Annotated in this window: 24 protein-coding genes and 1 pseudogene; 14 read left to right on the forward strand and 11 right to left on the reverse strand. The window is 39.1% G+C overall.

Annotation, left to right across the window (positions count from 1 at the left end; translation table 11 throughout):
- The first annotated feature begins 75 nt into the window (after positions 1 to 75).
- Positions 76 to 771: an aspartate/glutamate racemase family protein gene (locus BVC89_RS06995; protein WP_086930500.1), complete on the forward strand. Its 696-nt coding sequence runs from the start codon at positions 76 to 78 to the stop codon at positions 769 to 771.
- Between the two features lie 119 nt (positions 772 to 890).
- Entirely contained in the window at positions 891 to 1,592 is a 702-nt protein-coding gene (locus tag BVC89_RS07000) for an SDR family NAD(P)-dependent oxidoreductase (RefSeq protein WP_086930501.1), read from the forward strand.
- Positions 1,593 to 1,678: 86 nt separating this feature from the next.
- On the opposite strand, the gene BVC89_RS07005 is transcribed toward BVC89_RS07000, so the two are convergent.
- Entirely contained in the window at positions 1,679 to 2,038 is a 360-nt protein-coding gene (locus BVC89_RS07005) for a hypothetical protein (RefSeq protein WP_086930502.1), read from the reverse strand.
- A gap of 284 nt (positions 2,039 to 2,322) precedes the next feature.
- Here BVC89_RS07005 and BVC89_RS07010 point away from each other — a divergent pair, with 284 nt between their 5' ends.
- Both BVC89_RS07010 and BVC89_RS07015 read left to right on the forward strand, forming a co-directional pair.
- Positions 2,323 to 2,688, forward strand: coding sequence for a hypothetical protein (locus BVC89_RS07010; RefSeq protein WP_086930503.1), 366 nt, complete (start codon positions 2,323 to 2,325; stop codon positions 2,686 to 2,688).
- Between the two features lie 157 nt (positions 2,689 to 2,845).
- Positions 2,846 to 3,148: a hypothetical protein gene (locus tag BVC89_RS07015; RefSeq protein ID WP_086930504.1), complete on the forward strand. Its 303-nt coding sequence runs from the start codon at positions 2,846 to 2,848 to the stop codon at positions 3,146 to 3,148.
- Positions 3,149 to 3,287: 139 nt separating this feature from the next.
- Here the strand turns inward: BVC89_RS07015 and BVC89_RS07020 are convergent, their stop codons facing one another.
- Positions 3,288 to 3,557 (reverse strand): DUF6471 domain-containing protein, encoded by a 270-nt coding sequence (locus BVC89_RS07020; RefSeq protein ID WP_086930505.1) that lies wholly within the window; start codon positions 3,555 to 3,557, stop codon positions 3,288 to 3,290.
- A gap of 138 nt (positions 3,558 to 3,695) precedes the next feature.
- On the opposite strand from BVC89_RS07020, the gene BVC89_RS07025 reads away from it, so the two are divergent.
- Both BVC89_RS07025 and BVC89_RS07030 read left to right on the forward strand, forming a co-directional pair.
- Positions 3,696 to 4,601 (forward strand): SPFH domain-containing protein, encoded by a 906-nt coding sequence (locus BVC89_RS07025; protein ID WP_086930506.1) that lies wholly within the window; start codon positions 3,696 to 3,698, stop codon positions 4,599 to 4,601.
- 1 nt (position 4,602) lies between these two features.
- Positions 4,603 to 5,052: an NfeD family protein gene (locus tag BVC89_RS07030; RefSeq protein ID WP_086930507.1), complete on the forward strand. Its 450-nt coding sequence runs from the start codon at positions 4,603 to 4,605 to the stop codon at positions 5,050 to 5,052.
- Positions 5,053 to 5,126: 74 nt separating this feature from the next.
- On the opposite strand, the gene BVC89_RS07035 is transcribed toward BVC89_RS07030, so the two are convergent.
- The 3 genes from BVC89_RS07035 to BVC89_RS30515 form a co-directional block, all read right to left on the reverse strand.
- Positions 5,127 to 6,398 carry an FG-GAP repeat protein gene (locus tag BVC89_RS07035; protein ID WP_086930508.1) on the reverse strand — a complete coding sequence of 424 codons (1,272 nt, stop codon included), beginning with the start codon at positions 6,396 to 6,398 and terminating at the stop codon, positions 5,127 to 5,129.
- 692 nt (positions 6,399 to 7,090) lie between these two features.
- The gene (locus BVC89_RS07040; RefSeq protein ID WP_158657819.1) at positions 7,091 to 8,653 is read right to left on the reverse strand and encodes a methyl-accepting chemotaxis protein; all 1,563 of its coding nucleotides are present in this window, start codon (positions 8,651 to 8,653) and stop codon (positions 7,091 to 7,093) included.
- Positions 8,654 to 8,836: 183 nt separating this feature from the next.
- The gene (locus BVC89_RS30515; protein ID WP_086930510.1) at positions 8,837 to 10,159 is read right to left on the reverse strand and encodes a methyl-accepting chemotaxis protein; all 1,323 of its coding nucleotides are present in this window, start codon (positions 10,157 to 10,159) and stop codon (positions 8,837 to 8,839) included.
- Between the two features lie 235 nt (positions 10,160 to 10,394).
- On the opposite strand from BVC89_RS30515, the gene BVC89_RS30520 reads away from it, so the two are divergent.
- From BVC89_RS30520 to BVC89_RS07055, 4 genes are all read left to right on the forward strand, one after another.
- Entirely contained in the window at positions 10,395 to 10,604 is a 210-nt protein-coding gene (locus tag BVC89_RS30520) for an SDR family NAD(P)-dependent oxidoreductase (RefSeq protein WP_216825103.1), read from the forward strand.
- Positions 10,577 to 11,041 carry an SDR family NAD(P)-dependent oxidoreductase gene (locus BVC89_RS30525; RefSeq protein ID WP_216825104.1) on the forward strand — a complete coding sequence of 155 codons (465 nt, stop codon included), beginning with the start codon at positions 10,577 to 10,579 and terminating at the stop codon, positions 11,039 to 11,041. Before BVC89_RS30520 ends, BVC89_RS30525 begins: the two co-directional genes overlap by 28 nt.
- Positions 10,993 to 11,178: an SDR family oxidoreductase gene (locus BVC89_RS30530; RefSeq protein ID WP_281260994.1), complete on the forward strand. Its 186-nt coding sequence runs from the start codon at positions 10,993 to 10,995 to the stop codon at positions 11,176 to 11,178. The genes BVC89_RS30525 and BVC89_RS30530 overlap by 49 nt, the downstream gene beginning before the upstream one ends.
- 232 nt (positions 11,179 to 11,410) lie before the next feature.
- Positions 11,411 to 12,550 (forward strand): FAD-dependent monooxygenase, encoded by a 1,140-nt coding sequence (locus BVC89_RS07055; protein WP_086930511.1) that lies wholly within the window; start codon positions 11,411 to 11,413, stop codon positions 12,548 to 12,550.
- A gap of 128 nt (positions 12,551 to 12,678) precedes the next feature.
- Here BVC89_RS07055 and BVC89_RS07060 read toward each other — a convergent pair whose 3' ends face one another.
- On the reverse strand, positions 12,679 to 13,506 hold the full coding sequence (locus BVC89_RS07060) for a hypothetical protein (protein ID WP_086930512.1): 828 nt from the start codon (positions 13,504 to 13,506) through the stop codon (positions 12,679 to 12,681).
- Between the two features lie 1,491 nt (positions 13,507 to 14,997).
- On the opposite strand from BVC89_RS07060, the gene BVC89_RS07065 reads away from it, so the two are divergent.
- Positions 14,998 to 15,429: a hypothetical protein gene (locus BVC89_RS07065; protein ID WP_086930513.1), complete on the forward strand. Its 432-nt coding sequence runs from the start codon at positions 14,998 to 15,000 to the stop codon at positions 15,427 to 15,429.
- Positions 15,430 to 15,680: 251 nt separating this feature from the next.
- Here the strand turns inward: BVC89_RS07065 and BVC89_RS07070 are convergent, their stop codons facing one another.
- Positions 15,681 to 16,508: a cellulose binding domain-containing protein gene (locus BVC89_RS07070; RefSeq protein WP_086930514.1), complete on the reverse strand. Its 828-nt coding sequence runs from the start codon at positions 16,506 to 16,508 to the stop codon at positions 15,681 to 15,683.
- A gap of 796 nt (positions 16,509 to 17,304) precedes the next feature.
- Between BVC89_RS07070 and BVC89_RS07075 the strand changes: the two genes are divergently transcribed.
- Complete coding sequence (locus BVC89_RS07075; RefSeq protein ID WP_086930515.1) at positions 17,305 to 18,477, forward strand: hypothetical protein; 1,173 nt, start codon at positions 17,305 to 17,307, stop codon at positions 18,475 to 18,477.
- Between the two features lie 151 nt (positions 18,478 to 18,628).
- Positions 18,629 to 19,543 (forward strand): hypothetical protein, encoded by a 915-nt coding sequence (locus BVC89_RS07080; RefSeq protein WP_158657820.1) that lies wholly within the window; start codon positions 18,629 to 18,631, stop codon positions 19,541 to 19,543.
- Positions 19,544 to 19,548: 5 nt separating this feature from the next.
- On the opposite strand, the gene BVC89_RS07085 is transcribed toward BVC89_RS07080, so the two are convergent.
- Entirely contained in the window at positions 19,549 to 23,049 is a 3,501-nt protein-coding gene (locus tag BVC89_RS07085) for a di-heme oxidoredictase family protein (RefSeq protein ID WP_086930517.1), read from the reverse strand.
- A 247-nt stretch (positions 23,050 to 23,296) separates the two neighbouring features.
- Between BVC89_RS07085 and BVC89_RS07090 the strand changes: the two genes are divergently transcribed.
- Positions 23,297 to 23,791 carry a DUF3237 domain-containing protein gene (locus BVC89_RS07090; protein ID WP_086930518.1) on the forward strand — a complete coding sequence of 165 codons (495 nt, stop codon included), beginning with the start codon at positions 23,297 to 23,299 and terminating at the stop codon, positions 23,789 to 23,791.
- Between the two features lie 502 nt (positions 23,792 to 24,293).
- On the opposite strand, the pseudogene BVC89_RS07095 reads toward BVC89_RS07090, so the two are convergent.
- From BVC89_RS07095 to BVC89_RS30130, 3 genes and pseudogenes are all read right to left on the reverse strand, one after another.
- Positions 24,294 to 24,719, reverse strand: a pseudogene (locus BVC89_RS07095) (RHS repeat-associated core domain-containing protein); the annotation flags it as partial.
- Between the two features lie 127 nt (positions 24,720 to 24,846).
- On the reverse strand, positions 24,847 to 25,191 hold the full coding sequence (locus tag BVC89_RS07100; RefSeq protein ID WP_086930520.1) for a hypothetical protein: 345 nt from the start codon (positions 25,189 to 25,191) through the stop codon (positions 24,847 to 24,849).
- Positions 25,188 to 26,120, reverse strand: a complete 933-nt coding sequence (locus tag BVC89_RS30130) for an RHS repeat-associated core domain-containing protein (protein WP_216825105.1) — start codon at positions 26,118 to 26,120, stop codon at positions 25,188 to 25,190. The genes BVC89_RS07100 and BVC89_RS30130 overlap by 4 nt, the downstream gene beginning before the upstream one ends.
- Between the last annotated feature and the right edge of the window lie 181 nt (positions 26,121 to 26,301).

Raw genomic sequence — 26,301 nt, forward strand, 5'->3', positions numbered from 1 at the left:
TAGAAATTAGATAGAATATAATAAATATATGCACTTATAAATTGTACCCACGCAAGCGAGCATAAAAAGACCGCTATGAAAACCATAGGAATGCTAGGTGGAATGAGTTGGGAGTCAACGGTTAGCTACTATAAGGCTTTGAACGAAGGTGTTAAGCGTTCACTGGGCGGACTTCACTCAGCAAAAATTTGTATGTACAGTGTAGATTTTGAAGAAATTGAAAAACTACAACATCAAGCAAAGTGGGAAGAAGCTGCAACAATTTTATCTAAAGCTGCCGAGTCGGTTGAAGCTGGAGGTGCCGACTTTTTGCTAATATGTACCAATACTATGCACAAAATCGCTCCTGAAATAGAAAGAGCGATTAGTATCCCAATTTTACATATTGCCGATGCTACGGCATCTCACCTCCAAAACGATAATATTACATGTGTTGGGTTGTTGGGTACACAGTTTACTATGGAGCAGGGTTTTTATAAGGATCGTTTATCTGATCACTATGGTATTGAAGTTTTGATCCCCGAAAGTGGAGAAAGAAAGGTGATCCACGAGGTGATATACTCTGAGCTTTGTTTAGGTAAGATCCTTGAAAAATCAAGAGAGAAGTATCTCGATATTATTACTCAACTGCACGAGCGAGGAGCTCAAGCTATTATCTTAGGCTGTACTGAAATAGCTCTGCTTGTACAACAGCAGCATACCTTTATACCCCTCTATGACACGACGCAAATTCATGCGCAAGAGGCCATCAAATTAGCAATATCTAAGTGATTTATTAACGTCTACAGTTTTTGTTGATACATATGTAATATTTTTTTGATAGGTGTGTTCCTAATACCTCTTCATTGCTTTCCCAACCATTAATATTTTTCATTGTGAGGTCAATTACCATGAATAAACCGTTATGTATTGTTGCTGGTGTAGGTCCAGGGAATGGCTTAGCATTTTGCAAAAAATTTGTTAAGGAAGGCTATAAGGTTGCAATAGTTGCGAGAAGTCTTAAACGTATGGAAGAATATGCTGAAGATTCAGAGGATATTTTCCCTTATGCGTGTGATTTGTCTAATCCGGATTCAATAGAAGCTACCTTTTCGAGTATTATTGATAATCTAGGTGTGCCCCAAGTATTAATTTATAACGCCGGTTCTGGTTTATTCTCAGCGCCGCTGGAAACCTCACTACAAGACTTTGAAGGTGCTTGGAAGATTAATGCGCTAGGCTTGCTGTGTGTTTGTAAGTTAATAGCTCCTTCAATGATAGAGAACGGAGGAGGTAATATCCTTATTACAGGTGCAACTGCGTCTCTGCGTGGCGGTGCCAAATTTGCTGCTTTTAGCTCTGCCAAGGCTGCGCAGCGCAATCTTGCACAGTCTTTAGCTCGCTCACTTGGCAATCAAGGTATCCATGTTTCCCTGATAATTATTGATGGTATTGTCGATATTCCAAGGACAAGGGAAATGTTTCCTGATCTTCCTGATAATCTATATATGAAGCCAGATGCTATTGCCGAAACATATTATAGCCTGACACAACAGAGTGATAGCGCTTGGACTTTTGAAGTAGATCTTCGCCCACGACACGAATCATGGTAAAGAGTACGTGGCAAAAACTTACTAACTCCTTTAGTGTCAGGATTAATTTCCGCCGTTGAAAAAATCGCTTAACGGCGGAGTGCCTATCACGGAAGTGCAGCTGAATAACTTAAGGAATAGGGGCCTGACTGATGTATACTCGAATAGTTTACAATAACAGTATAAGTGCCGGTATCTGGCAGGGTTGCAATGATATAGTTATTCGCATAAGTCCAATAGGCCTCATTGGGGTGATGCAACGAGATTTGTCCTGCACTAGATACTGCTTCATCCACAATTAATGTCACAGTTTCTCCTGCATTACCTATAAAACTATGAGAGTGACTATGTTCTGAAAAAAGATAGCCGCTAATTGTGTCGCCACTGGATAAATTCAACGCATGGATAGGCGTGGATACTAGTAGTGAGAATATACTGTAAATAATGACAAAAATAATTCTTTTCATACTATGACTCCTTTATCTAGTATTTAATATCTTCTTTTTGCTTAAATTTACTGTTTAACTTTACGCGTGAGCAGGTTGGTGCTGACAGATTGTAAAAGGTATGGCTAAGGATAAATTGACTGTTTGAATTAAGTTTACTTTATTTCTCTTGTTAATTTCTATCAGAAAACTCTATGTTGAAAATGAAAATTATGGCTTTTAATCACTGGTTTGGCGCGTTAATCTTTATGTTGTGACTATATTTAGTTCACTTTTTTAAAATAAGTTATGTAACGAAATAGGGTATGAAAATTAAAGTCACTTCCTTAAAGATACCTTTAAAACTATTGATGAAATATACCTCCATTTTTTTGTTGGTAACTATCGCCTTATCAATGGTTATGCATGATATCGGTAGCCGGGTTGCTGCGGTACCACTGCTAGAGTTGCGAATGTTGATAAGCGTTGGTATGAGAGAAGTTGAGGTAAAGACTTTGATAGATAAGCACCAAGTCATAACTGATCGATATGATAGTGGGAAAACTATACAAGTTAGCCTGCATACTAATAATTTTACGTCGCCAGTGTGGGGTTCATGGTTTTGTTTTTTTAAAGTTCATATGAAAGCAGGGGTGATAGAAAAAGTTGATGACGTTATATGTGTCGACTGAATTCCATGTCTCCCATTTAATAAGAGATATAAAAATCATATAAATATAGAATTTAAATCGAACATAGCCGCGGTCTCTTCCACCAATCTCCTACGTACCAGGCGCTTTTCTTAAGCCTGTGTGCGAACATAATGCTAAATTCACGAGGAAATTATTCATGATTACAGATATAGCTATGAGCCCTAGGAGTTTTATCGACGGAAATGGCAAAAACGGTGAACGTACATCATTGGGAGGTGATGTTGCCAAGGGCGCTGCGATGGGTGTTCTTAAGAAAGGTGCGCTAGTGGCTGGAGCCGGTGCTTTAGGTATAGCAACTGCGCCAATATCAGCACCTGTCGTACTAGGGGCTGCAGCGGCCGGTGCCGTCGGTGGTGCGGCAGGCAACGCGATAAAAAATCGTAATGTAGAGGATGCTCCGCAAGAATCACCTAAGAATAATAGTCCGATTTCTTTTTAAGCAACGGGCAATGTTATAGTTTGATAAAAGAACTTGTTTCTTTATGTTGGGGGGAGCAAAGATCGTTATAGACCATTTGCTAAATCCCCTCGATATCACTCCTGGCCTATTCGTAGATGCATTTAAATTACCCTAAGTCTTATTCACTTCTTAGCCGAGAATAACGCTGCATAAGATCAGCTATCGATAAGTTATCAATGTCCAGTGCATTTAAAATATGAATGTACAGTGAGGTTGTCATTAAGCCAGTGGACACCTTTGTCCTTAATGTGCTCTCATTCTGTATAACGCCAACTTGACGCAATCGCTCAGAAAGTTTGCTATAGCTGACATTTTCTTCTGCCATCGCGGCTCGTATATAGCGTTTGATGACTTCTTGCATTTCTGGATCTTTGTAACGTTCGACCATGTGATATCCAAGTATTATTTTTGTCTGCAATATTAGACAAATGTTGACTTTTTATCAATATGCAAAGATAATGCAAAAGTCTATTATATTAGACAAAAGTGGTAATTATTAGCTATATGTATTGATAAGGAGACATATATGGATTTTGGTTTTGTTTTTACTATTGCTGCCGCCACCATAGGTATTGTTTTACTCAGCAAACTTGTACGTATTGTTCCACAGAATGAAGCTTACATCGTAGAGCGTTTGGGGAAGTATGCGACGACTCTCGAAGCGGGTTTTCATGTGTTGGTACCTTTCGTTGATCGAGTCGCCTATAAACATTCGCTAAAAGAGTTCGCGATTGATGTCCCTTCCCAGCAGGCGATCACAAAAGATAATGTATCTCTAGGCATTGATGGTGTTCTATATCTAAAAGTCATGGATCCCAAGTCCGCATCCTACGGTGTTGAAAACTTGAGTTTTGCGATCACCCAACTCGCCCAAACCAGTATGCGTGCAGAAATTGGTAAACTTACCTTGGATCAAACCTTTGAGTCACGGGATAACATAAACGGTGAAATTACCCGTGCCATAGATGAAGCTTCAAATGCATGGGGGACTAAAGTGCTGCGTTATGAAGTGAAAGATATCTCTCCACCTAAGTCGATTCTTGATGAAATGGAGAAGCAGATGTCAGCTGAACGGGAGCGTCGAGTCGCAGTGACTACCTCTGAAGGCTACAAAACAGCCCAAATCAATGAGGCTGAAGGAGACAAACAAGCGAAAATTCTCCGTGCTGAAGGCGATGCTAGATCTGTCGAAATTGAAGCCATTTCAAGAGCTAAGTCTATTAAAATTATTGCCAATGCGATTAGGGACGGGGGCGAAACCGCTGTCGCTCAACAATTGTCTGAGCAATATATTGCAGCCTTCGAGAAGTTAGCCAAAGAGGGCACCGTAGCTTTAATTCCAGCAGATAGTACAGACATCTCAGGTACCGTTGCCAAGGCATTTACTGCATTTGATACATTGAAAACAAAAGTAGGCACCCAAGGAGCATAGCATGGCCGAGTCCTCACCTTTTTTGTTTTTTATTATTGCAGGTGTTGCCCTTATCACCGCTGAGTTATTGATTTTTAACATGAGCCTATTTTGGTTTTTGTTCGTCGGTATTGGGGCTCTTATTGCTGCTGTTGTCGTTTGGTTTATACCTGGTGTAGGTTGGTTGTATGCTAGCGTTACTTTTGTAATCGCTTCAGCTTTAACATCTATCGCTCTTTATAAACCTCTTAGGCGATGGCAACAAAAGCCCGGTGCTATGCCGGGTAATGATGCTATTGGTCAGCATGTAAATGTACTAGAAGAGATCTCACAAGCCAAATCCGGCAAGGTGACTTGGTCTGGCGCTGTTTGGGATGCAAAACTTGTTGGTAGTAGCGAGCCTTTGCAAAAAGGAGAAAATGCTGTAATCGCTGAAATTACCGGGATAGTTCTGCTTGTACAAAAACCTTAGTATATTTGTTTCGCCTGTTAAGAGTCGGCCCCAGAATAATTTACTTTCTATCTGGGGCTCTACTCGTTTAAGCCTTAGTTATCCTCAGCGCTAAGGTCAAATATATAAGCTGAGCCAGATTCGCTGCCGGCATCATCATTGCGAGGAGTGCCGATAACGGCTGAGTTTTCACTCAAGCCTACGCTCCATCCAAATAAATCCCCTGCTGCGCCATCATCTGCGATGAGTTTGTCTGTGAATTTCCATAAATTGTGTGAGCGAGTATAAAGGTAGGCTGCCCCCGCATTCTCACCTTTTTCATCACGATGCATTGCCCCAATTACTGCAGTGTCGCCTACCAGCGCCACATCACGACCAAACCTATCGTCCGCCTTAGCGTCTGGTGCAATAAGCTTTGCTTGTTGCCGCCAAGTCTTTGCTGATCGAGTAAAGATATAGGCCGAACCGCTATCTACACCTTTTGCGCCATGATCGTCCCTGCGAGCTGAAATTAAAGCTGTATCGCCAGAAAGCGCTACTCGAACTCCAAAAATATCAGTATCGCCACCATCATTGGCCATCAGTTTGGCCTGCTGTCGCCAACCAGATTTAGTTCGAATAAATACATAAGCAGCGCCAGCATTATTGGCTTTTTCATCATTTAAATCGGCACCTACAAGTACTGTAGTGCCTGAGATAGCAACACTGATGCCGAATACGTCACCCGCTGCAGTATCTTTGGCTATAAGTTTTGCCTGTTGTTGCCAACCTTCAGATGTGCGGGAAAATATATATACTGCGCCTGAACTTTTGCCCTTTGTGTTATCGTGAGGAGCGCCAATAACGATAGTATCCTCATTCACTGCAATACTTTGGCCGAATGCTGCACCTTGTTTACTATCACTGGCCATCAGTTTAGCTTGCTGTTGCCACTTTGAGCCTCTATTCTCAAAAACATAAGCTGCGCCTGCATTTTCGCCATTTTGATCATGGCCTATCGCACCAACAACCGCTACTTTTCCATATATAGCAAGATTACCCCCCAAGGTATCCCCCGGTTTACCGTCATTAGCTATTAGTTTTGATTGCTGCTGCCAAGTATTGGCCTTGCGAGTATAAACATAGGCTGCGCCCGTATCACGTTCTTTGTTTTTACTATCGGCTTTAAAAGCCCCAATTAACGCAGTGTCTTTGTGAATGGCAACGCTAAAACTGAAAAAATCTTCAGTAGCACCATCGCTAGCCACAATTTTTTGTTGAGGAAAGGCTGGTTTTGCAGAGGATGCTTGAGAAGCAAACAAAAACAATATGGCTAACAGGGTTTTTGTTTGTACTAATGTAAAAAAACGGTGTGGTATTTTTATCATAATCTTAATTGTTATAGCTGTGGCTAGTTACAAAATTATTCTCATCTTAACCAAGTTGTCACCCTTAGTATTGTACTTGCCACTCGGCCTAACTGAAGATATATACACTTCATCCCATAAATTGATTATTTATGGTCTAACGGTGACCCTGTATATTTACCTTAGAAGTTAGAGCGATAAATGTTTGCTGACTATACTCATAAAATTTTTTATTTAGAAAACTTTATGTATAAAAATACCACATAAACATTATGCTACTACTTTTGTTAACTTTTATAGTGAAGATTTTTTATGCGAGCATCACGTACACCAAACGGAAGATATAAATGCCTTTACTCTAGCTGTTATGAAACATTCGCTAGGCCATATACTGCTAAACGGCATTTTCGAATAAAACATACAACAAATGCTCGGCCTTTTATGTGTCCTACTTGTAAAAAATCATTTACCCAAAGATATGATGTTACTGTGCATAGGCGAAGAGTCCACACCGATAAAACGATAGTGAACCCGACAATTGCTAAAGCCCTGGCTGAGATAGATCAAGCTTTCGGACTTCAGAATCAGGTAGCCGTTCCAGCCACAAATGAGCTGAATAAAATCTCGGGTATACCAGTAATAAATGAGCGCTCCAGTAGTTCACGAAGGTCTATTTATGAGATGCTAGAAGGATAGTTTATAACTTAAATCTATTAACCAGAAAATTGATTAACAATTCCCCGTAGTCGCTGGATCTGTTGTTGTAGTTCATTAATACTCTGATGAGATTCCTGAGTCGATTGCTGTGTTTCTTCACTTAGGCTGTGAATATTAATAACGTTACGATTAATTTCTTCTGCAAAAGCTCCTTGTTCTTCGCTACTTTTAGCAATTTGAACCACCATAGATGACAGTTGATCCACAGCTTGATCAATACTATCAAAAGATTCACCCATCAAGATTGAATTTGCGACGTTATTTTCAGCCACTTCTTTACCTTGCTCCATTGCTTTAACGGCTTTATCTGTTGCTGTTTGTAACTTCTGAATCATTGTCTGAATTTCATCAGTAGACGTTTGCGTCTTACTAGCGAGGCTTCGAACTTCATCGGCGACAACGGCAAAACCTCGGCCTTGTTCTCCTGCCCGGGCGGCTTCAATGGCTGCATTTAAGGCTAATAGGTTAGTTTGTTCTGCAATACTTCTAATCATTTCTACAACGCCACCAATAGCATCTGTTACATCGGCGAGTCCTAAAATTACTCCGGAAGCTTCCTGTACACTACTGGCTAATTTACTCGTAGTCGTAATTGCTTGTTCTACCACATTTTTACCATCAGCCACTTGGTGTTTTGCATTTTCAGTAGCCCCTGCGGCAGCCGATGCATTTTGTGCCACTTCACCGACGCTACTTGCCATTTGCGTAATTGCGGTTGCAACTTGTTCTACCTCGTTTTTCTGACGACTCATGCTATTTGCAGTGTCTTGGGCGACATTGACGGCTTTGTTTGATACCTCTTCTAAGCTAATGGCAGAATCACTGAGCCGCCAGATCACGGTTTGCAATTTGGCATTAAGCATATGTTGGGTCAGTTGTAGCTGCCCCAATTCATCTGAACGATTAGTGTAAGTGGCCATTGCTACAGGATCATCAATAATTGCTTTACTTGCCGCCGCTGCACGTTGCCAAGGAGCCGCTATCCAAAACGCGCCAGCACATCCTACAATAGAAGCTACCACAAGACTCGCCAGGCTTTGAAGAAGTTGCTCATCTATCAGAGTCATCGGAATGATTGCACTTATTACTGTAGCGATAATGAGCATCAAAAGTTGTATTAGCAGGCTAGGATTAATAGGTTGGCTATTTTTTCCTTCATTAATTTTTTTGTATACTTTCTCGGCCTGATCTATCTGTGCTTCTGAAGGCTTCATTCGAACACTTTGATAGCCTTCAGTCTTACCATTTAGTTTAAGAGGAGTGGCCAAGGCATCTACCCAGTAGTGATCGCCGTTCTTGCAGCGATTTTTTACAATACCTATCCACGATTTGTCAGCTTTTAAACTATCCCACATCATTTCAAAAGCTTCCCCGGGCATATCCGGGTGACGAATGACATTGTGAGGTTTTAGTAACAGTTCGTCTTCGCTAAAGCCGCTAATGTCTATAAAGTCTTGATTGACATGAGTGATCTGGCCTGCCTCATTTGTAGTTGAGACAATTCGTGTATCATGTCTTAGGTCGACATTTTTTTGGGTTACAGGTAAATTCGTTCTCATGCGCAACATTACTAATGATTTACTATAAATGTAGCTCATCAGTAAGAGGTCGCGGCGAGTCGCTTCAAAAAAAATAATAAGATAAGTAGTGTATATGAGGTAAGTCAAAAAACTAGTAATCAACAACACTACAGAGGTAATGTGTAAATCGTATATTTTAAAAATTTAAGATTTTTATTTGATTTATCCTTCCTCAATGTTTTCTGTAAATACACTGACAGCGTTAACCACTTCTGAGATACTTGTCTTTATTTCGGTAATAACATTTCCTGCCTGTGAAGCTAGTTCCGTACCACTGTCTGCTTGTTCTTTACAATATTGCATGCTCGATATAGCCGACTGCGTAATCGCCTGAATTTTATCGATCATGGTGGAAATTTCTTGTGTTGACTCGGCGGTTCGACCAGCCAACTGACGCACTTCGTCGGCAACTACTGCAAAGCCGCGCCCTTGATCTCCCGCGCGTGCTGCCTCGATTGCCGCATTTAGTGCAAGTAAATTCGTTTGTTCGGCGATACCACGTATAGTATTTACAATATTAGTAATTTGCTCTGAGTGACTAGCAAGATCATCAATGACAGTTGATGACTCCGTGACCGCTTGCGATATTGCCGACATTTCAGAAGTAGCGCGATGGATTACCTCAGCGCCTTCCTCAGTTGATGCATTTGTACCCTGAGCTAGTTGATGAGCCTTAATAGCACTCTCGGTATTTGCTATTTGTTTAGCTACGTTTTTAGTAATGTCGGAAGCAAATTTTACTACTTTATATATTTCACCTTTTTCGTTACGGATAGGATTGTAGGTTGCTTCTAACCAGAGTGTACTACCGGAAGCGGATACACGTTCAAAACGACCGCCAAAGGATTCCCCTCTATTTAGCCTCGCCCAAAAATTACTGTAGTTTGAACTATTGGCGTAATCAGGTTTACAAAACATTTTATGACTTTTGCCCTTAATCTGATCTATGCTGTATCCCGTGGTTTTACAAAAGTTATCATTGGCATTAATTATTGTACTATCTAAGTTAAACTCGATAACAGCCAATGAGAGGTTAAGGGCGCTGATAAGGCTTTGTGCATCTTTTGCGTCTTTTCGTCGTGTAGTTATATCTGAGGCAAGCTTAATAACTTTTACAATCTCGCCTTGATCATTTTTAACCGGGTTATAAGAAGCCTCTAACCATAGTTCATCGCCTGCTTTGTTACGTCTTCTGAATTCACCCGACTGATATTTGCCTCTTTTTAGATTTTCCCAAAAGTCTCTATACTCCATGCTGTTGGCCATATCATCATGACAAAACATCCGATGATGTTGTCCCTGTATTTCCGAGAGTTGGTAGCCAACAGTATCTAAAAAGTTGTTATTTGCTGTGATAATTCTGCCATCAACAGTGAATTCAATCATTGCCATGGATTTGTTGATCGCCGCTAAAAGTGCCTGGCTTTCATCGGTAGATTGGTTATCATCCACCGGTTTTTTATTACCAAAATTAAATAGAGACATTGCACATGATTTCCATAGTATTTATCTAATAAATATTAGCTGGATAAGAGGGAATTTCAATGTCGTCACTTGCTACCAAATTTCCTACTTTCAACTACCTAACGTTTTATCGGTAGTGTTAATAGTGCCTGGAAAAACGAGCGAGAGATGCAATTTTCTAGGCGTAATCTGGAAATACTTTATCTGCAGCTTTCTCATATTATTCCTCTATCTTTATTAATCGAGGTAGAATTTAGTGACAAATACAGTAGCATTAATTACCGGCGGAGCCAGCGGTATTGGTAAAGCCACAGCCATTAAACTTGCGAGTTTAGGTATCCATGTTGTGATTAGCGGTCGAAGGCGAGATGTGGGAGAGGCAGCGGCTAAAGAAATTTGTGGCGCGGCTTGTCGGGGGGGGGGGCAAGGTTCAATACATTGGCTCAATACATTCAAAATGATGTGACTAATGAAGATCACGTTAAAAGTTTGATAGCAACGATTATTAAAGAATTTGGTCAGCTGGATATGGCAGTCAACAATGCGGGGATTTCCAGTGAAGTAGTGTCTATTGATGCTTCAAATAGCGATAATTATAGTGCCATGGTGAACACTAACCTTGTAGACTTGTACTATTGTATGAAACATCAAATTATTCAGATGCTAAAACAAAAGCAGGGCGCTATTGTCAATGTAGCATCCGTTGCTGGTCTCAACGGTATACCATGGGCCGCTACCTACGCGTCGACTAAACACGGAGTCGTAGGTTTAACAAAATCGGCAGCTATATTGATCATGCGCAGTAAGGTATTCGTATTAACGCGGCAGCCCCTGGCGCTATCAGAACTGATATTATTGACAAACAACTTGATGGCGATGATGAAAATTATAATGAAGAAATAATAAGTGCAATTCATCCCATGAATCGGCTCGGTAAACCTGAGGAAGTTGCCAATGGAATTGCATGGTTGTTATCAGGGGAGGCGAGTTTTGTGACAGGTCATATTCTAAGTATTGATGGAGGTTTTCAAGCGAAGTGATAGCGCCAACCAAGTTATTATTATACTGACATTTATAGGCATCAAATTCAGCTCTGCAAAGTTATTAAGCTGATATGATATGAATATGTGAGCAAGCTTTGACATTTTCACGTAATTCAGATAAATACTTGTTTAAAACATTGATGTTTTTTATATACCCAATTTATAGATTTTCCATTAGGTGTATATCTTAGTATCCTCCTGCCTTACTATTTTTGATAGAGAATTTATCATGAAGCAACCCAAGATCTTGATTTCTGGTGCAGGAATAGCTGGCTTAGCCTTAGCAATAAGGTTAGACATAGCGGGAATAGACTATGTCATTGTGGAAAAAAAAGATCGAATGCGAACTAATACATCAGGAATTGCCTTACCTTTTAATGCGGTAAAGCTATTGGAGCATTTCGGTTGTAGAGATGTAGTTCTTGAACAGGCTCACCAGGTAAAGAAAATTACTTACTCTAAGCCAAATGGTAAAATTTTGGCGTCCAGTAACTTAAATGAATATCCTTTTAATGATGAAGTGTTTGTAGCTCTTACACGCTCGAAGCTCCTTGACGCTCTCGCTTCGAATGTTCAGAAAAATATTCACTATGGTACAGTAATTGAGAATGCTACACAAAAAGGCAGTACAATACATGTTAGCTTTTCCGATAATGAAATCAATGATGAATTTGACTTACTAATTTCTGCAGAAGGCATAAACTCTTTATTACGCCAGCAGGCGTTCCCCGAAGAGGAAACCATTGTTGACTATGGTATGACGAATTGGCGTTTTATCGCCAGGTCTCCCTGTCATGGGATAAACCCCATTTATATGCTTGGTCGCACAGATTTATTTATGATGTACCCAATCAGCACTGATGAACTTTATTGTTATGCACATATATACGATCCTAAAAAAATATATACAACTGAAAGTAAGTCGCTTGAAAACCTTAAACTTATTTTTCAACATTATGCCAATGGTGTACCTCAACTTTTAACTACTTTATCTAATGAAGATATAGTCACAGGGAGATTGAAATCTGTCACTAGGTCGTACCTCAATAAAGGTAATGTTATTTTTATAGGTGATGCAGGGAATGCTTGTTCTCCATTGCTCCAACAGGGAGCTGCCGGTGCTTTTGAGGATGTTATGTGTTTGTCTGATGTATTGGCAACGACGCCAATATCAGAAGTGGCAGAAGCCTATAAGCTGCGACGCGAGGAGAAAAATACCTGGGTATTAAATACTTCCGATGCACCATTGAAAAAGATAAAAGCTACCCAATCATTTCTAGGCTCTATGCTTCGCAACACTATGGTCAGAAAGTTAGGTCCACTCAATGTTCATGGTTGGAAAAAATTAGCAGAAGATTCTTTTTCTTAAAAGTTTTTTGTAATGATTCATAATACTACTTATATAGCGCTATCGTCGTCAGATTTTAGTTAATCTGTATTAGATAGTATTTGTGCCTGCTCATTTTATCCTCTTTTAACGACAGGCACGGATTAAACTTACAGACCTCTATTTATCTTTAAGTGTAATTTTCCTGAAGATACACTGACATTTTCTGGCCTGAATTGAGTATTACCTGAAAACCAGTTAGCAACTTGCCATTTGCTATAGTCTATATGATTGCCATTAAATTCATCGAACCAGAAAGGTCTTGCTTTTAATTTATGTGAATTAGATGACTTAAATTGGTAAAATCTCGCATATTTAATTTGGAATGTTCTACTAAATGCTCCTTTTGGTAGTTTTCCTGCCCAATTGTTATTGAATCCAGTAATACCTAAATTAAAGTCTAGACGTTTATTTGTGGGAATATTTTTTACATTCTTTCCGGTTTTATAAAATCGTGGTCCATTAGTTAGTACCGATCTTGAGTTCTTTCCATGCTTAAATGGATTCATGTAATCATATGTTTTATGATCAAAGTTATAACGAATATCATAAATTAAGGTATCCCCTCTACGAATTAATATATAGTTGTAGAATTTTTGGCCAAGATTTACATCCATTCTTGTATTCTCTGGTGCGTCTCGTAGCGGGCCTCCACGATGGTTTCGAACTCGGATTTGCGACCAGCCATTTCGCGGGAGCTTACCGCGAATTTCCCAGTCATACTCATACCACCTATTTCCTTCCCAGGGCTTATCCTCCCGGTTATAGAAAAACATATTGCTAACAGTGCCTGATAACGGAACAATTTTGCTGGATACAACCATAAGCCCATCACCAAATTTTTGATGGCTGATCAACTCAGAACCAAATGTGGTTTGCGCATGAGCTTGATTGAAAATAAAAACTATGAATAAGATAAATATAATATTTTTGTACACATTTTCTCCTATTTGGGATGTTAAATTTAGGTGGCTAAACTAAAAAATATTTATTAGGCCGGATGTTATTTAAGAAAATATAAATTCTAAGAAAAATTAATTTTAAATTTTTGATGTTATTTGTCACAATATATCTTGATAAATAAGTTTTTAGTAAATTCTGTTTCTGTAAAGTATTAACAGTGTTAGTTTTCTTTCATATTATTCCGGGTGAAGTTTTAGTTGTGTTAATAAATTATTTATAAAACAATTTTTTATTTTCACGTGTGTATCTTTTTTTATCTAGATGTTCATTATATTTGCTTAAAGTAGAGTTGTGCTAGTACATCAACCGAAAAAGTCTTGAGAGATAATATTGTGGCATTGTAATACATTTGCTGATTATTAAATTAGTAGTCATGTAGTAATTGGTCGCTGGTCTTTATGGAAATGATAACCGTTAGCAATATTTTTTTAAAAAATTATTAAAAAACTTAAGTGTAGAGATTCTGACTATCACTAATTAATCCCGAAAATTAATAGTACCAGTTGAGATGACTTTTTATAAAACAAGTCGTTATATTACTAGATAATATATGGCCGGCAGGCAATTTTATATAATTGCCACAATGTGAAAAACATATGGAATATCTGCTAATATGAACTTTAATTAGTTGAGCTAAAATGCCGGAGCTTTTCAATAAAATATATGTTATTTGCTCGCATAATTATGGTTCTTATAAAATAAGATTTTAGACCGATTTACAGTTGTTGTTTTTGGTGTCATCTACGTTTTTATTTTAATAATAATTACAGTTTTTTTTCTCTTTCGAAAATTATGCATTTATGAAACTTGTTAAAGCTTCATATGGAAGGGGAGAGTTTCTACTGGGTTTCATCACTATCAAAATCTCTATTAGATTTAATTTTCGATTTCAATGGCTGGTTGAAAATATAAGCAAAGAGTATGTGTCGTGCCTAAATATGTTAGTTTATTATTTTTTGGGGCATATAAATCATCATTTAGTGTTTGTTTTAATAGATGGGAATGATTGGACTAGTTAAAACTCTTATCATTCATGCTGTTAAAAAAATATATAAATATTTGTACTATAAGTAGATTACTTTATGGTTGTACTGATAAGTACTAATTCATAATTTTTTTTTGGTTCTTTCCTACGTCTATTTAAAATCATATTTGCATAGTTTTGTCGCGATAATTATTTTACGAGGCTTAGGTTTTGATTTAAGTCGGCTTTCTTCTATATTTTGTCTACATTCTATTATTTTAATTAACTTAATTTAATTTATAATCCTTCTCCGTAGTTCAGAGCATCATAGCCCCTTGGTTGAGTAAACTAAGGTGATATCAAAGAATTTATTTTTTTATGGAATTAGCTTCGTAAGAAAATAAAGAGAAAAATTAATTTTTGGTCGTGCTAATCACAAAATGATCATATATCCGATTGTATTATTAACACTCAACCCTTAAATAAAGTGGGAGTCTAACTTATGAAAAGCAATATTACTTTGTTGTGTGGCGTTATTCTAAGCACCTTAATGTTCAGTAGTGCCAGCTACGCTATTAACGACCAATGTGTTAGATCATCTGGGAGCAAACTTTTTTTAAAAAAGAAACATGCATTAAGAGATAATGGTCGGATGTGTGATAAATCATGTAACAACATAAACCGAAATTACTTAGCAAATTGCCAAAACTTTGTGCATGTTGATTGCTTTGCTGTGCTTAATAGTAAGGGGGACGTTATTGCGCGTAATAATGTTGGTTATCATAAAGGAATATCTGAAGGTGGCAGTACTAATAATCATACTTGGCAAAATGTTGAAGCGAGTATTAAGATAAATAAGGGAAAAGGTAAGCGTGTTATTGGCTACGACAAACAAGGTTGTACAGGTGGCCAGTTAGTCGACTTTAGAATGTAACATTTCTAATCTATAAGCGATATTTATTTTTAGCCACTTCATAATAGGCTGACTTTGTAGAATAACGGTCGCCTGATATAAAAATATATCAGGCGAATTTGTTGGTCGCTAGTGAAGTCTGCATTACTACTAAAAAAATAGACTATGTGAAAAATCGTGACAATAGTTAACGATAATCAAAACGCTTCAAAAATCATCTATTCTAGATATAAGAATTGAAGACATCAACTAGAGTAGCTATATTCTCTTCTTTACTCGATCAATGGTAATGTTGTGCTATCGGGGTTGTCTCTATAGGCACAGAAGCCAATAGTGTTATCAGTTTCTCCTGCCGCAATTGTGTTATTCCAATATAGGCCTGAAATTATTATAGATCCGCTCACATCTGAAAATTCCGCGTTCCAACGACTTTCAGATAGGGTTGCAGCATTAGTGTCTAGGCTGATACTCCACTCTGAAATAGTGTCGCTACTGGTATTGCTGATCAATAGTTCTACACAATACCCTTCCCCCCAATCTGATGTCACGGATATATCAACCTCAAGCCCTGTACTAAGCTTGGCTGTATTGAATAGAATCTCATTCAAGCTAAAGCGGTTTCCAGAAATGATGGCGCGACTTATAAAACGATCTCCAGTATTAACGCCTGCAAAACCTTCAATTACATTTTCGGTGAGTGAAAGGCTCTCAATGAGGTTATTCGAATCATCATAAACAGTTAAATTACCCGGTTTTGGGTCGATAATAAATGCCGCAAATTGAGTAACAGGCACAGAAAAGTCAAGAATGATACTACTGTCTAGTTGGCTATCGCGTATTCCAATGGTTGTAAAATCAAACAAAGAGCTAGAAAATACATCGGTGGGAGCTCCTTTTCCATCCATTCCCCGCGAACCACTAATGATAACACCACTAGCTTGATATTGATTAGAAACAATAATATCCGGTCGAAGCTCATTAAAATTAATTCTCGTATGGCCACGATCTAATTCATTAACGTCATTAATTGGTATAGCGATTGGAGAATTACTAGTAACAAGAAAAGTAAAAGCAATAATTAGGTGTAAAAATTTATTCATATATTTTCCTTTTGAAAATTAGAAAGCACGTTAACGTAGTGCGAAAAAAATCTATAGCCGTATGTATTCGTAGTTGGTATTAAGTTCCCATTTTTTTTCTAGCGATAGTTTTCTAGTTCTAAAATAGAAACAGTGACAAAAGGGGGAAATTTAACCCATACATGGTTACCATGGTACGGCTTAAAGATGCTTATCTAAAAAGTGCAAAAAATTATCTCAATACCATTGGTTACTATATTACCTAAAATAGATGTTGAAATAGTCTTTTTATACCCATTTTTTAATTTTCTTAAGAATTTAAAAAATATACGCACTGAAAGCCCTTTCTATTGCCAGAACTTTATATAACAATTTTTAAATCAAAGTTTTGCTAGTAAAAGGGATACATAATGAAAAATTTAAAACTACATTAATCTTAGGTATTGTAAATTGATTTAGATTTATTAAACAAAATATTTTTAGGATTTTCATATATTATACATACAAAAAATAAGTATAAAATTTATCTACTAAATGTTAATTTTGAGCATAAATTAACTTTTATGAAATACGTGGAATCAGCAGGTGTATATTGACATGGCCTATTTATTAAGTAGACAGTTTAGACATCAGTAATAAATAATACCAATTAAGCATGATTTTTATTATCCCTCCGGTAATTGATAAAAATTCACCGAGGGCATGCCTTACGTCTTAATAGCCCAATAGGCGCGATTTGCCTTTTAAAGCGATTAAATCGAACTTAATTCTTATTGGATTAACCAATTCAGCACTAGACTAAGAGGTTTATGAATATATGTTTGTCCAATCGAGAAGTGTAGGCACTTACGTAAATAACTCTATTGAAAGTGCAAATGCTAACCAAAATGAAGACAGTTGGGCTCCTGATTTACCACTTAACAAAACACAAGCTGTGGAGAGTTTAAGAACACGTAAACCAGATGTCTCCATTGATGATATGTCACAATTAAAATCGTTAGTTAGGCAACCTGTTGTAGATGCTATCAATAAAAACCACCATCTTAAAGATAATATTGATAGGTTACTGGCCAATACAAGAGATGAGGATGTTATATTTGTCGTAGAAAAGTATGACATAACACCAAAAGGTGAAGTAAATAAAGCATTTTCAAAAGATCAAGATTCAATTACGGCTCCAGCTTTTTTTCTACACAGAAATTCTTATGGTAAATTTTCCATCTCTGATGATGTGCCAAAAGATGGACATAAGAAAATGATAGAGATTACCCCTAAGTCATTAGACGAAATGACATTAAAGCCAAAACTTAAAGAAGTATTTACGTTAGGAGGAAAACTTGTCAATGGAGGTGCTCAAGTTCTCTTTCAGGAAAGAGGGAAGCAGTTAAATATTTTCTTAAAAATAGGAGATGATGGGAGTAGTAAATCATCAAAATATAAAGCCACAGGGGGGGCAGTTGAATCTCGTGACGTCATTCGCCATAATGGTGTAGATATCTCAGTGCCTCATACTATTGTAAATGCCGCTCTTAGAGAATTTGCCGAAGAAGCGTTAAACTATCAAGCGTCAGAAACAAGTAATGCTCAAGATGTTGTGGATTACATATGTTCCAAAACTGGGGCTGTAGAAATTAAATGTGCTTCATTTATAAAAAAAGCTCAAGACCAAACTTGGGTTCGGCTCCCAAATCCAGAGCACAATCAATTGACGCATTTTTCTGCACCTTCGGTTATCGAGTTAATTGGTGCAACCGAGAATAAAGTAAGTGCGTCATTCTCTATAGAAGAGGGGAAAAATGATAAGCCTGTTATACGGAGCACGGCTGAAGTTTATGATTATGCCAATTCAGCGCCAAAGAGTTACCGAGGTGCGGAAAAATATTTACAAATTTATAACGATACTCAAGGCTCTCAATGCGAAAAAATTACATTTAAACCTTCATCTATGGTAGTTAAAAATTCCACAGATGTAACAAGCACAATAAGTTAAATATGTATCAAATCATAATCAGATACGAGCCCTTTCTTCTTTAGGCTTCATTGTTCTAGATTAAAATAATCATATTTTCGGTCGAACTTTAATCAACTTTTTGTGACATATAAGTAGAATTATTTAGTAGCGAAAATTATTAGTAATACGGGTGACGGATATATTAATGGCCACTGATGGTGTTGGAATATTTAGCATTAGATCAGCTCATTTAAATCGGCGATTAGATAAAGAGGATAGGCCCAAAAAATGGCTTTCTTATGTAAATGCGACTGAGCCTGTTATGACCCAGTCGAGATCAAGGACAAGGACGGCTGCTGATGTTCCTACAGTGGGAGCTGCTTTAGTAAAACCAGAAAACACTATAAAGAATTACTTGACGTTCTCTTTGTGTAAGAAAGAGATAGACAATAAAATTCGAATCACAAATCAAATAGACCAGAGCACTATCAGGGCTATCAGAAATCAATCGTCTATTGCTAAGCCAGTTAGTAGACTTTCAGAAAGGTTAGTAGCCTCAAATGAGGCTACTAGGGCTAAAAAGCAACTAAAAGCACTTGCAAATCAACTAGGCGTTACTGTCCATGTGCCAGCATCAGCAACGAGAAATTTGGCCATGAAAAATGTATTAGAAAAATTTTTGCATCACAAAATTGACATCAGTGGCACCGCAATTTATTCCGGTGATATCGTACAAAGCCAGTTGTTGGGTATGCAAGGGAAGTATTTACCTTCTGCCAAAGTAGTGTTAATCGAAAATACCAAGCCTGAGGATTACAAACAGTTTCCAGGTACAGTAAGCGCTTCCATAGAAAGTGCAATGGCACATGAATTAATGCATGCTGCTCACTTCAAAAAGGTAGGGCGAGAACAAGGTTTTCAGTACCAACTGCAGGAATTTACGCCTGAAGCTAAAAAAATTGCACGCGGTGTGAGTTCGTACGCAGCGACAAACCCTTCGGAGTTTGTCGCTGAGGTTGGAGCATTATTAATAGAAGGAAAGCCTGTAGATAGCCGTGCAATGACTATGTATAGAGCGTTGAATGGCCCGCAAATAAGACAGTAAATAAATTATAGCGAACGCAAAAATAACAACAATTGATTACGTTGAGTTTGAGACGCGCTGATATATGCATCTCGTGCTAAAGCTGCGTCACCCCCATGGGCCCGTACTGCTTCATCTAATCCTTTGGCGCGACCATCGTGCATAAATAGAGTTTTACTTTCATCAACAGGTAAAGACTGACGCTGAGCAACGGCATGCTGCGCATTGCGTTTGCCGTCGACCATCATATCCATACTGAAAGCGACGACCTCCGCTGTTCGCCCTAGTCCCCACAAAGGCGACGTTCGAAATACGCCGTCGCCCATATTGTGACGTAATAAATCAGAGTAGGGGCGAATAATATCGCCATTATTCATAATTTGAGATTCTTGATGGCAAGATGAGCATAGCATTTGACCGTTAAACAAAATTTCCCCTGCAATGACATCTCTTTCAAAAAGTTTACTCTTATCCCGCTGAGGTACCGCGACGAATTGTGAATAGTGAGTGAGTCGCTCTACCAATTTCGGACTCGGAAATGTCAAACCAAAATCGGTTTTTAACGCAAAGCGCACGGAATCTTCAATGCTGTTGTTGTCACCTTCCCAACCGAAACCCGTTTTTCCGTTAAACTGTACGCGTTCGAGTAAACCAAGACCTATTAAAGGTGGCGCTATCCGCAAACCTTTACCTGGGATATTGAAGATACGTTGGCTACGGCCATCATTAATATGACAGCTCTCGCACGTTTGAAAACCTGGTGTAATATCTGTACCAATAGGTAAGCGAAAATCTTCATGTTGTTCGACGAAATCCCTAACAATCTTTAAAGAAGAAGTATTTGAATGCTGCATGAATTGTGCTGCGCGCTCATATTGGTTAGCTCCAAAAGTATCGACGCTGGTCTCACCGCCAAGTAATGCTCGCGGGTCCGACGACTCTTTTCCCCAACCCTGGCCTTTAATATAGTAAAGCATTTGGGAGTATAAATTAAAACCTGCGCTTTGATCTGGGATAACACGCAATTCCCAGTCGATATTTTGGCCGTAAGAAAAATTGGAGCCGAGGTTACAAATGGCAGTATTACCCGAGGTGTCTGTTGGCGCGCATTGCTCACTTAGAGAGTGTCTCGGGCTGCCCCCTGCTCGCGCCTCAACACCTTCTATTCCTGACCACGTAATATCGATGGTGGTACTGAGAGTAGAGTAAGATTCATAATGCAAATCAACCTGAAATAATAAGTCTTTTTGTGGTTGATCTTGAATAAGAGTGATTGTAAACCTTGGTACATTTTTGAAATGACCTGCACTGTTATTGGTTGGGTCGTTACGCTCATTAAAAACGTTATGGTCGTTGAAAAAACCTTGTGGATGCTGAAGGCGCATCCAACCTGCAAATGTTTCGGCAGTGCCCGTATAGATATCTGTAATGCAGCCTTTATTAAAACCAAACAAACTGGAGTCGTGATAGGCCAATGCATCTCCCAGAGTCGTTTTGAGTGGTGTTACGGCACGTTCATATGAAACATAATAAACAGTATTGCCTTTCATCCAATCATCAGGAATTGTCACAGTCGCGGTATTCCCAGAGCGTTTATTCTCAAGGGTTCCTAAATGTTGTAATCGGCCATTAGCATTGTTGCGAAAAAATACTGCCCGAATATTACTTCCCCAGGTATTACGTGCGAAAAGTTCCCCACCTACAAATTGAAGTATATTTCCCTCCGTGTAAATATGGTATCCCCACGTCGGTACCGAGCCTGCTGTGTAAAGGTTAGAACATGCGGGTACAGCAGACGTCATCCAAGTTGTGTCAACGAATACTGGTGTAGGAGTATCTGAGGGATCTGGACTGGGGGTAGGGATCGGCGTAGAGCTAGGTGTTGGCATAGTACTTGGAATGGGTGTTGGAGTAGGTATTGGCGTTGGAGTAGGTATTGGCGTTGGACTAGGTATTGGCGTTGGAATAGGTATTGGCGTTGGAATAGGGCTAGCAGTTGGCGTTGAGGTTGGAGACGGTGAAGCAGTACAACCAGCTGACCGCGCTTGAGACGGGTCTACATAACAGAAACCATCACAAATAAAAGGATGGCTCGGTGGGCAACTATTGATAGGTGCTGGCGAAGAGCTGGGTGTACTACCGTTAATATAAAAAGATTTTCTAAGCTCCGATGTGAAATTCTGCAACACCGTAGCGTCGTCTTGAATAGACGTAACACCCCAATAACCTGTAGGACAGGATTCTGCCTTTGAGGTGCAATGCCAACGAGTTTGGGATTGCCAATCGGTATTAATATAAGAAACAGCTCGAACTATGTCACGGTTGCTTTCAATCCATGAAAAAAAATCAACATACCATGCATTCCAAATAGCTTGGCCGTTGTCAAACTGATAATCTGGCAAATCATCCTTTCTTGATGTTATGCAACTCCAGTTCTTATTGACCAAGTCAAAACCTTGTGGTGCCGCCTCGGCAATAAATATAGGTTTACCACGGTCACCAGCTATTTGTAATAAGGTATTTTGTAAATGGCGTGGTGAACCATCTGGAATGGTCCATGGCTTAGTTGAGTCCTGACACATCCATTGATAGTCAAGATAATTAGGCCCGGCAAAATAAGAAAGGCCTATCCAGTCTACTACATTATCAGTGCCGTCTTCACGGATGGGATACCAGGTATTATAGTGAGCGATTGGCGTTTGATTAACATTAGTTGAACTAGGAAATGGATCAAAATTAAATTGAGCATCACCGTTATCAGGATAAGTTGCAGCTTGCCACACGGTGGCGACATTTTTAGCATTTTGCTTATTAATAATATCTTTAATACGGATAAAGGCCGCTTTATAAAAATCCTGATTGTAACAATTCCACGGCCCATCAAATTCATAACCGATACGCAAAAATACCGGGCGTTGTTGATGTTTAAACCAAATGATCATCCTTCTAATTGCATTATTCCATGAATATGAAATAGAATCCACTTGGTTTATTTCTCCAACATCCTGCCCCGCATTGAGATCCCCTGATAGTTGTACTGCCCTGCTACCACCAATAATTGCCCGTAACGGTTGATTACTGCAATTCGCCCATTCATCCGAGAGATAAAGGCCGACTGAGAGAGCTACTTTTTTGCCATCATTAGCGGCATCGTAGGTAGCTAGTGTTGTATGAAAATCAACGTCTCCATTACTTTTATCAACTGGAGCACCCTCAATACCCGATACATACATCGCAGCATCTTGAGGTGCTTTATTATCAGGATCGAGCGCTACAGGGAGGATGGAGGTATAAAGTGTGACACCTCCAGGTACAGGTATTTTATCGTTCTGATCAAGAACTTCGTTTTTATAATCTTCCAATGTCGACGAATCCTGCCCCATAATGAATAATACTTTATTATTCGCAGGTAGGTTTACTGCACTTTCTATAATCGCGTGGCTAGGTGTATTAACTAGTAGAAGTATGATGAATATAAGTAAAAACAAAGTACTTCGTTTACTTGAAAAAAGAGTGATATTTAACATCAATTTCCTCACATTGATTAATGTTGGTTGCAATATAATAGGGCGATGCAAGAGGTTGAGATAAACTCCGTCGTTGAATTCAACTTGGTGATAAAAGTAAGGTGTTCGTTTTTAATAAAAATCTAGTTTATTGAATTTGTATAATGTTAACATGTTCATTTGATATCAGATTGAAGGTGTTCGTATAATTACAAAAATATTCATTTTTAATTGTTATACGTCCAAGCTAAAAGCAAAAGGCAGGATTATGAAGATCACAAGATACATGTCATTACTAACTTTAATATTATCATTTAGCTTAAGCCAGGCATCTTTGGCACAAGAGTTTGGACTTGAGTATGAGTATCTTTTTGAAATAAAAGCTTCCTTAGCCACACCAATAGAAGTTGGGAAGACACCTTTAGGCCGTAGAACAATCTTTCCTATTGGTGGTGGCGTCGTAGAAGGGCCTAGAATAAATGGAAGAGTACTTCCAAATGGTGGAGACTGGTTGCTGAGGCTCAATGCAAGAACATCAAAGATAGATGTTAGAGCAGTAATCGAAACAGATGAAGGTGATATTATTTATTCAAGTTATAATGGATATATTCACACCAATAACGACGGAACACTTTATTTTAGAGCTAATCCCGTGTTTGAAACATCATCTAAAAAATACAACTACTTGAATCATACTATTGCAATTGGTGTAGGTCGATTCATTGATGGTGGAGTCGCTTATTCTGTCTATGCGATCAAGTAATAGGGATGTGCAGAATAAGAAGAGGTGATACTAAAATTTGAGGTAGCGGGATTTGTGATCGCTGCGCCTTACACCATTGAGGTGTATGGCAAGAAGTTGATTTTTAATATTGTGTAAATAACAAGCCCTGCGATTGTAGGGCTTGTTACTTTATTTAATATCACAGACAATGGCTGCAACATCATCTGAGTACATCCCTGATGGAAGCCTTACTAAATTTAATAAGCGAGGAATACATTCTTTTGGGGAGTAGTTTCGTACTATTGAAGCTATATCTGTTATTCTTGCATACTTAAACAACCCGTCGGAACCAAGAATTAATTTTCCTGCCTGAACTTTAAACACGCCTAATGACTTTGGTACCGAAGAACCAGATCCCAAGAGGGGCTTACGCAATTGTCCCTCCGTCAATTCGTATAAATTGCTATTTTCTACTATCCATGCTTGCCTGTGAGCTACTTAAATCTATGTTCGCTTTGGGCGATCTCAGAGAGTCAAGAGGTCATTCAATACGTCCTATAAGTTTGTCATTGGTATCAACAATTTCAAAGTCCGTTTGCTTTGCAAATTTTTTATTGGATTTGGTAGCAGCAATCTTTTTTTTAACTTTCTGGATAGCCTTGACGAGTTTATTGACTTTACTTACCGTTGCCAAGGGATTAAACGCGCCTTTTGCGGTTTCTACTACGGCGCTGGATAAGCCTAAACTTCCGGTTGTTGCGTAATTTAAGGTGACGTTTAGCGCAAAATCGGCAATAAGTTTTGGATTGCCCCCATCCGGATCAACATAGCGATACGGGTTATTATTACCATAGGCATAGCGGTTAAACATCTGTGGATTACCTTCCACACTTACCGGATCTATCCCCATAAAACGGCCTGCATGTGGGTCATAGTAGCGGTTTTTCATGTAGGTGAGACCCAGGGCGTTGTCGTGGGTGGCGGCGGCGACGGAGCTGGAAGCGTCGTGGTTAGGAAACGTGAGTGTTTATGATTTTTACCGTAGTGTAAATAATTAGCCCCGTATTTGCGGGGCTAATTTTTATCCACTACAGCTAAATCAGTTCAGCAAAAAATTCTTCGCAATAAAAAGAAAATGCACCTTCTTCTTGTTCCGCAATTCTATATGCACCGTCCTCAAGCTGCTGGATACGAACATCTTCTATATCAACAAACAAGCCTGGCATCCCTTCAACACTTGCAATTTTAATATCAAATGCATTCGTGCAACGTACTAGTAAATCAGTAGGGGCGCTATCGCCGAGATTGCTTAAGACAATTTCAACTTCATACAAAGAGCAATTATCTTCACTGATATTTCTCTTTAAATTTATAGATTTTAAAAATCTATAATGACGAGGCTTTAAAGCAAGGAATTCTTCAATATTATTGTATATCACGGTTGATATTCTCCTGGAATATGATCACCAGTACTACGCCCAACGGGGAATTTAGCATTATATTCTCTAGTATGGTGATGAGTATCTGGAATGCCCTGAGTTTTATTTCCAGCATTGTAATCTGTTCGACCTATTTGACGACCATGTTCATCATAGTGAGCCTTCCACGGTTCAACTCTGCCTTTGTCGTTAATATGTTGCCCTTCGAGAGTCTTCGTGCCGGGAGTCGTTTGCTTTGGTGCCTTCGATTTAAATACCTCATCAGGCAAGGTTCCCTTCTTTGCAACCTTCCCCGCCGGTTTCGCCGCCGCAATCTTTTTATTAACCTTTTGAACCGCTACCGCCAGCTTGCCTAGTTTATGTATTTTATTAAGTGTTGCCAATGGATTAACAGCGTCTTTAGCAGTATTGAGTAGTGCTGTGGAAAAACCAAGACTTCCTGTCGTCATATAATTTAATCCGACGTTTAAAGCAAAATCTATAACCAACTTAGGGTTGCCCCCATCCGGATCAACATAGCGATACGGATTATTATTGCCATAGGCATAACGATTAAACATCTGTGGATTACTTTCGACGCTATCTTCCACACTTACCGGATCTATCCCCATAAAACGCCCCGCATGAGGGTCGTAGTAGCGGTTTTTCATGTAGGTAAGACCCAGGGCGTTGTCGTGGGTGTGGCCGGTATAGGAAACGGGTTCGCTGGTGTTGCTACCTGCTTGTTGTTCGCCGTAGGGGCGGTAATTTTTACGCCAGATTTCTTCGCCGGCGTCGTTGGTGGCAGCGACGACGGAGCCGGAGGCGTCGTGGTGAAAAAAGGTGAGGGTTTCTACTTCAGCAGCCGTGGCGGTAACGCTGGTGGTGATCCACAGTAGCAGTGTGAATAACACACGGTGTAGGCGGTTGTTGGTACGAATTCTAGTCATGGTAATCATTACTCGTATTGAGAAGACCGCCACATCTGTTCGATCTATGTTGATGTGGCGGCGTGTTTGTGATGTATTTTCTAATGATTTTTTGTGCGCTTTTCCCTTACTGAAGCGGTAGGCTGAAGTTGATTACCTGCGCCTGTTCTTGCGCCGTCATGCCTTGCAAGTGCTCAGGCGT

Origin of the sequence: Agarilytica rhodophyticola, assembly GCF_002157225.2 — a bacterium.
Taxonomy (GTDB): Bacteria; Pseudomonadota; Gammaproteobacteria; order Pseudomonadales; family Cellvibrionaceae; genus Agarilytica; species Agarilytica rhodophyticola.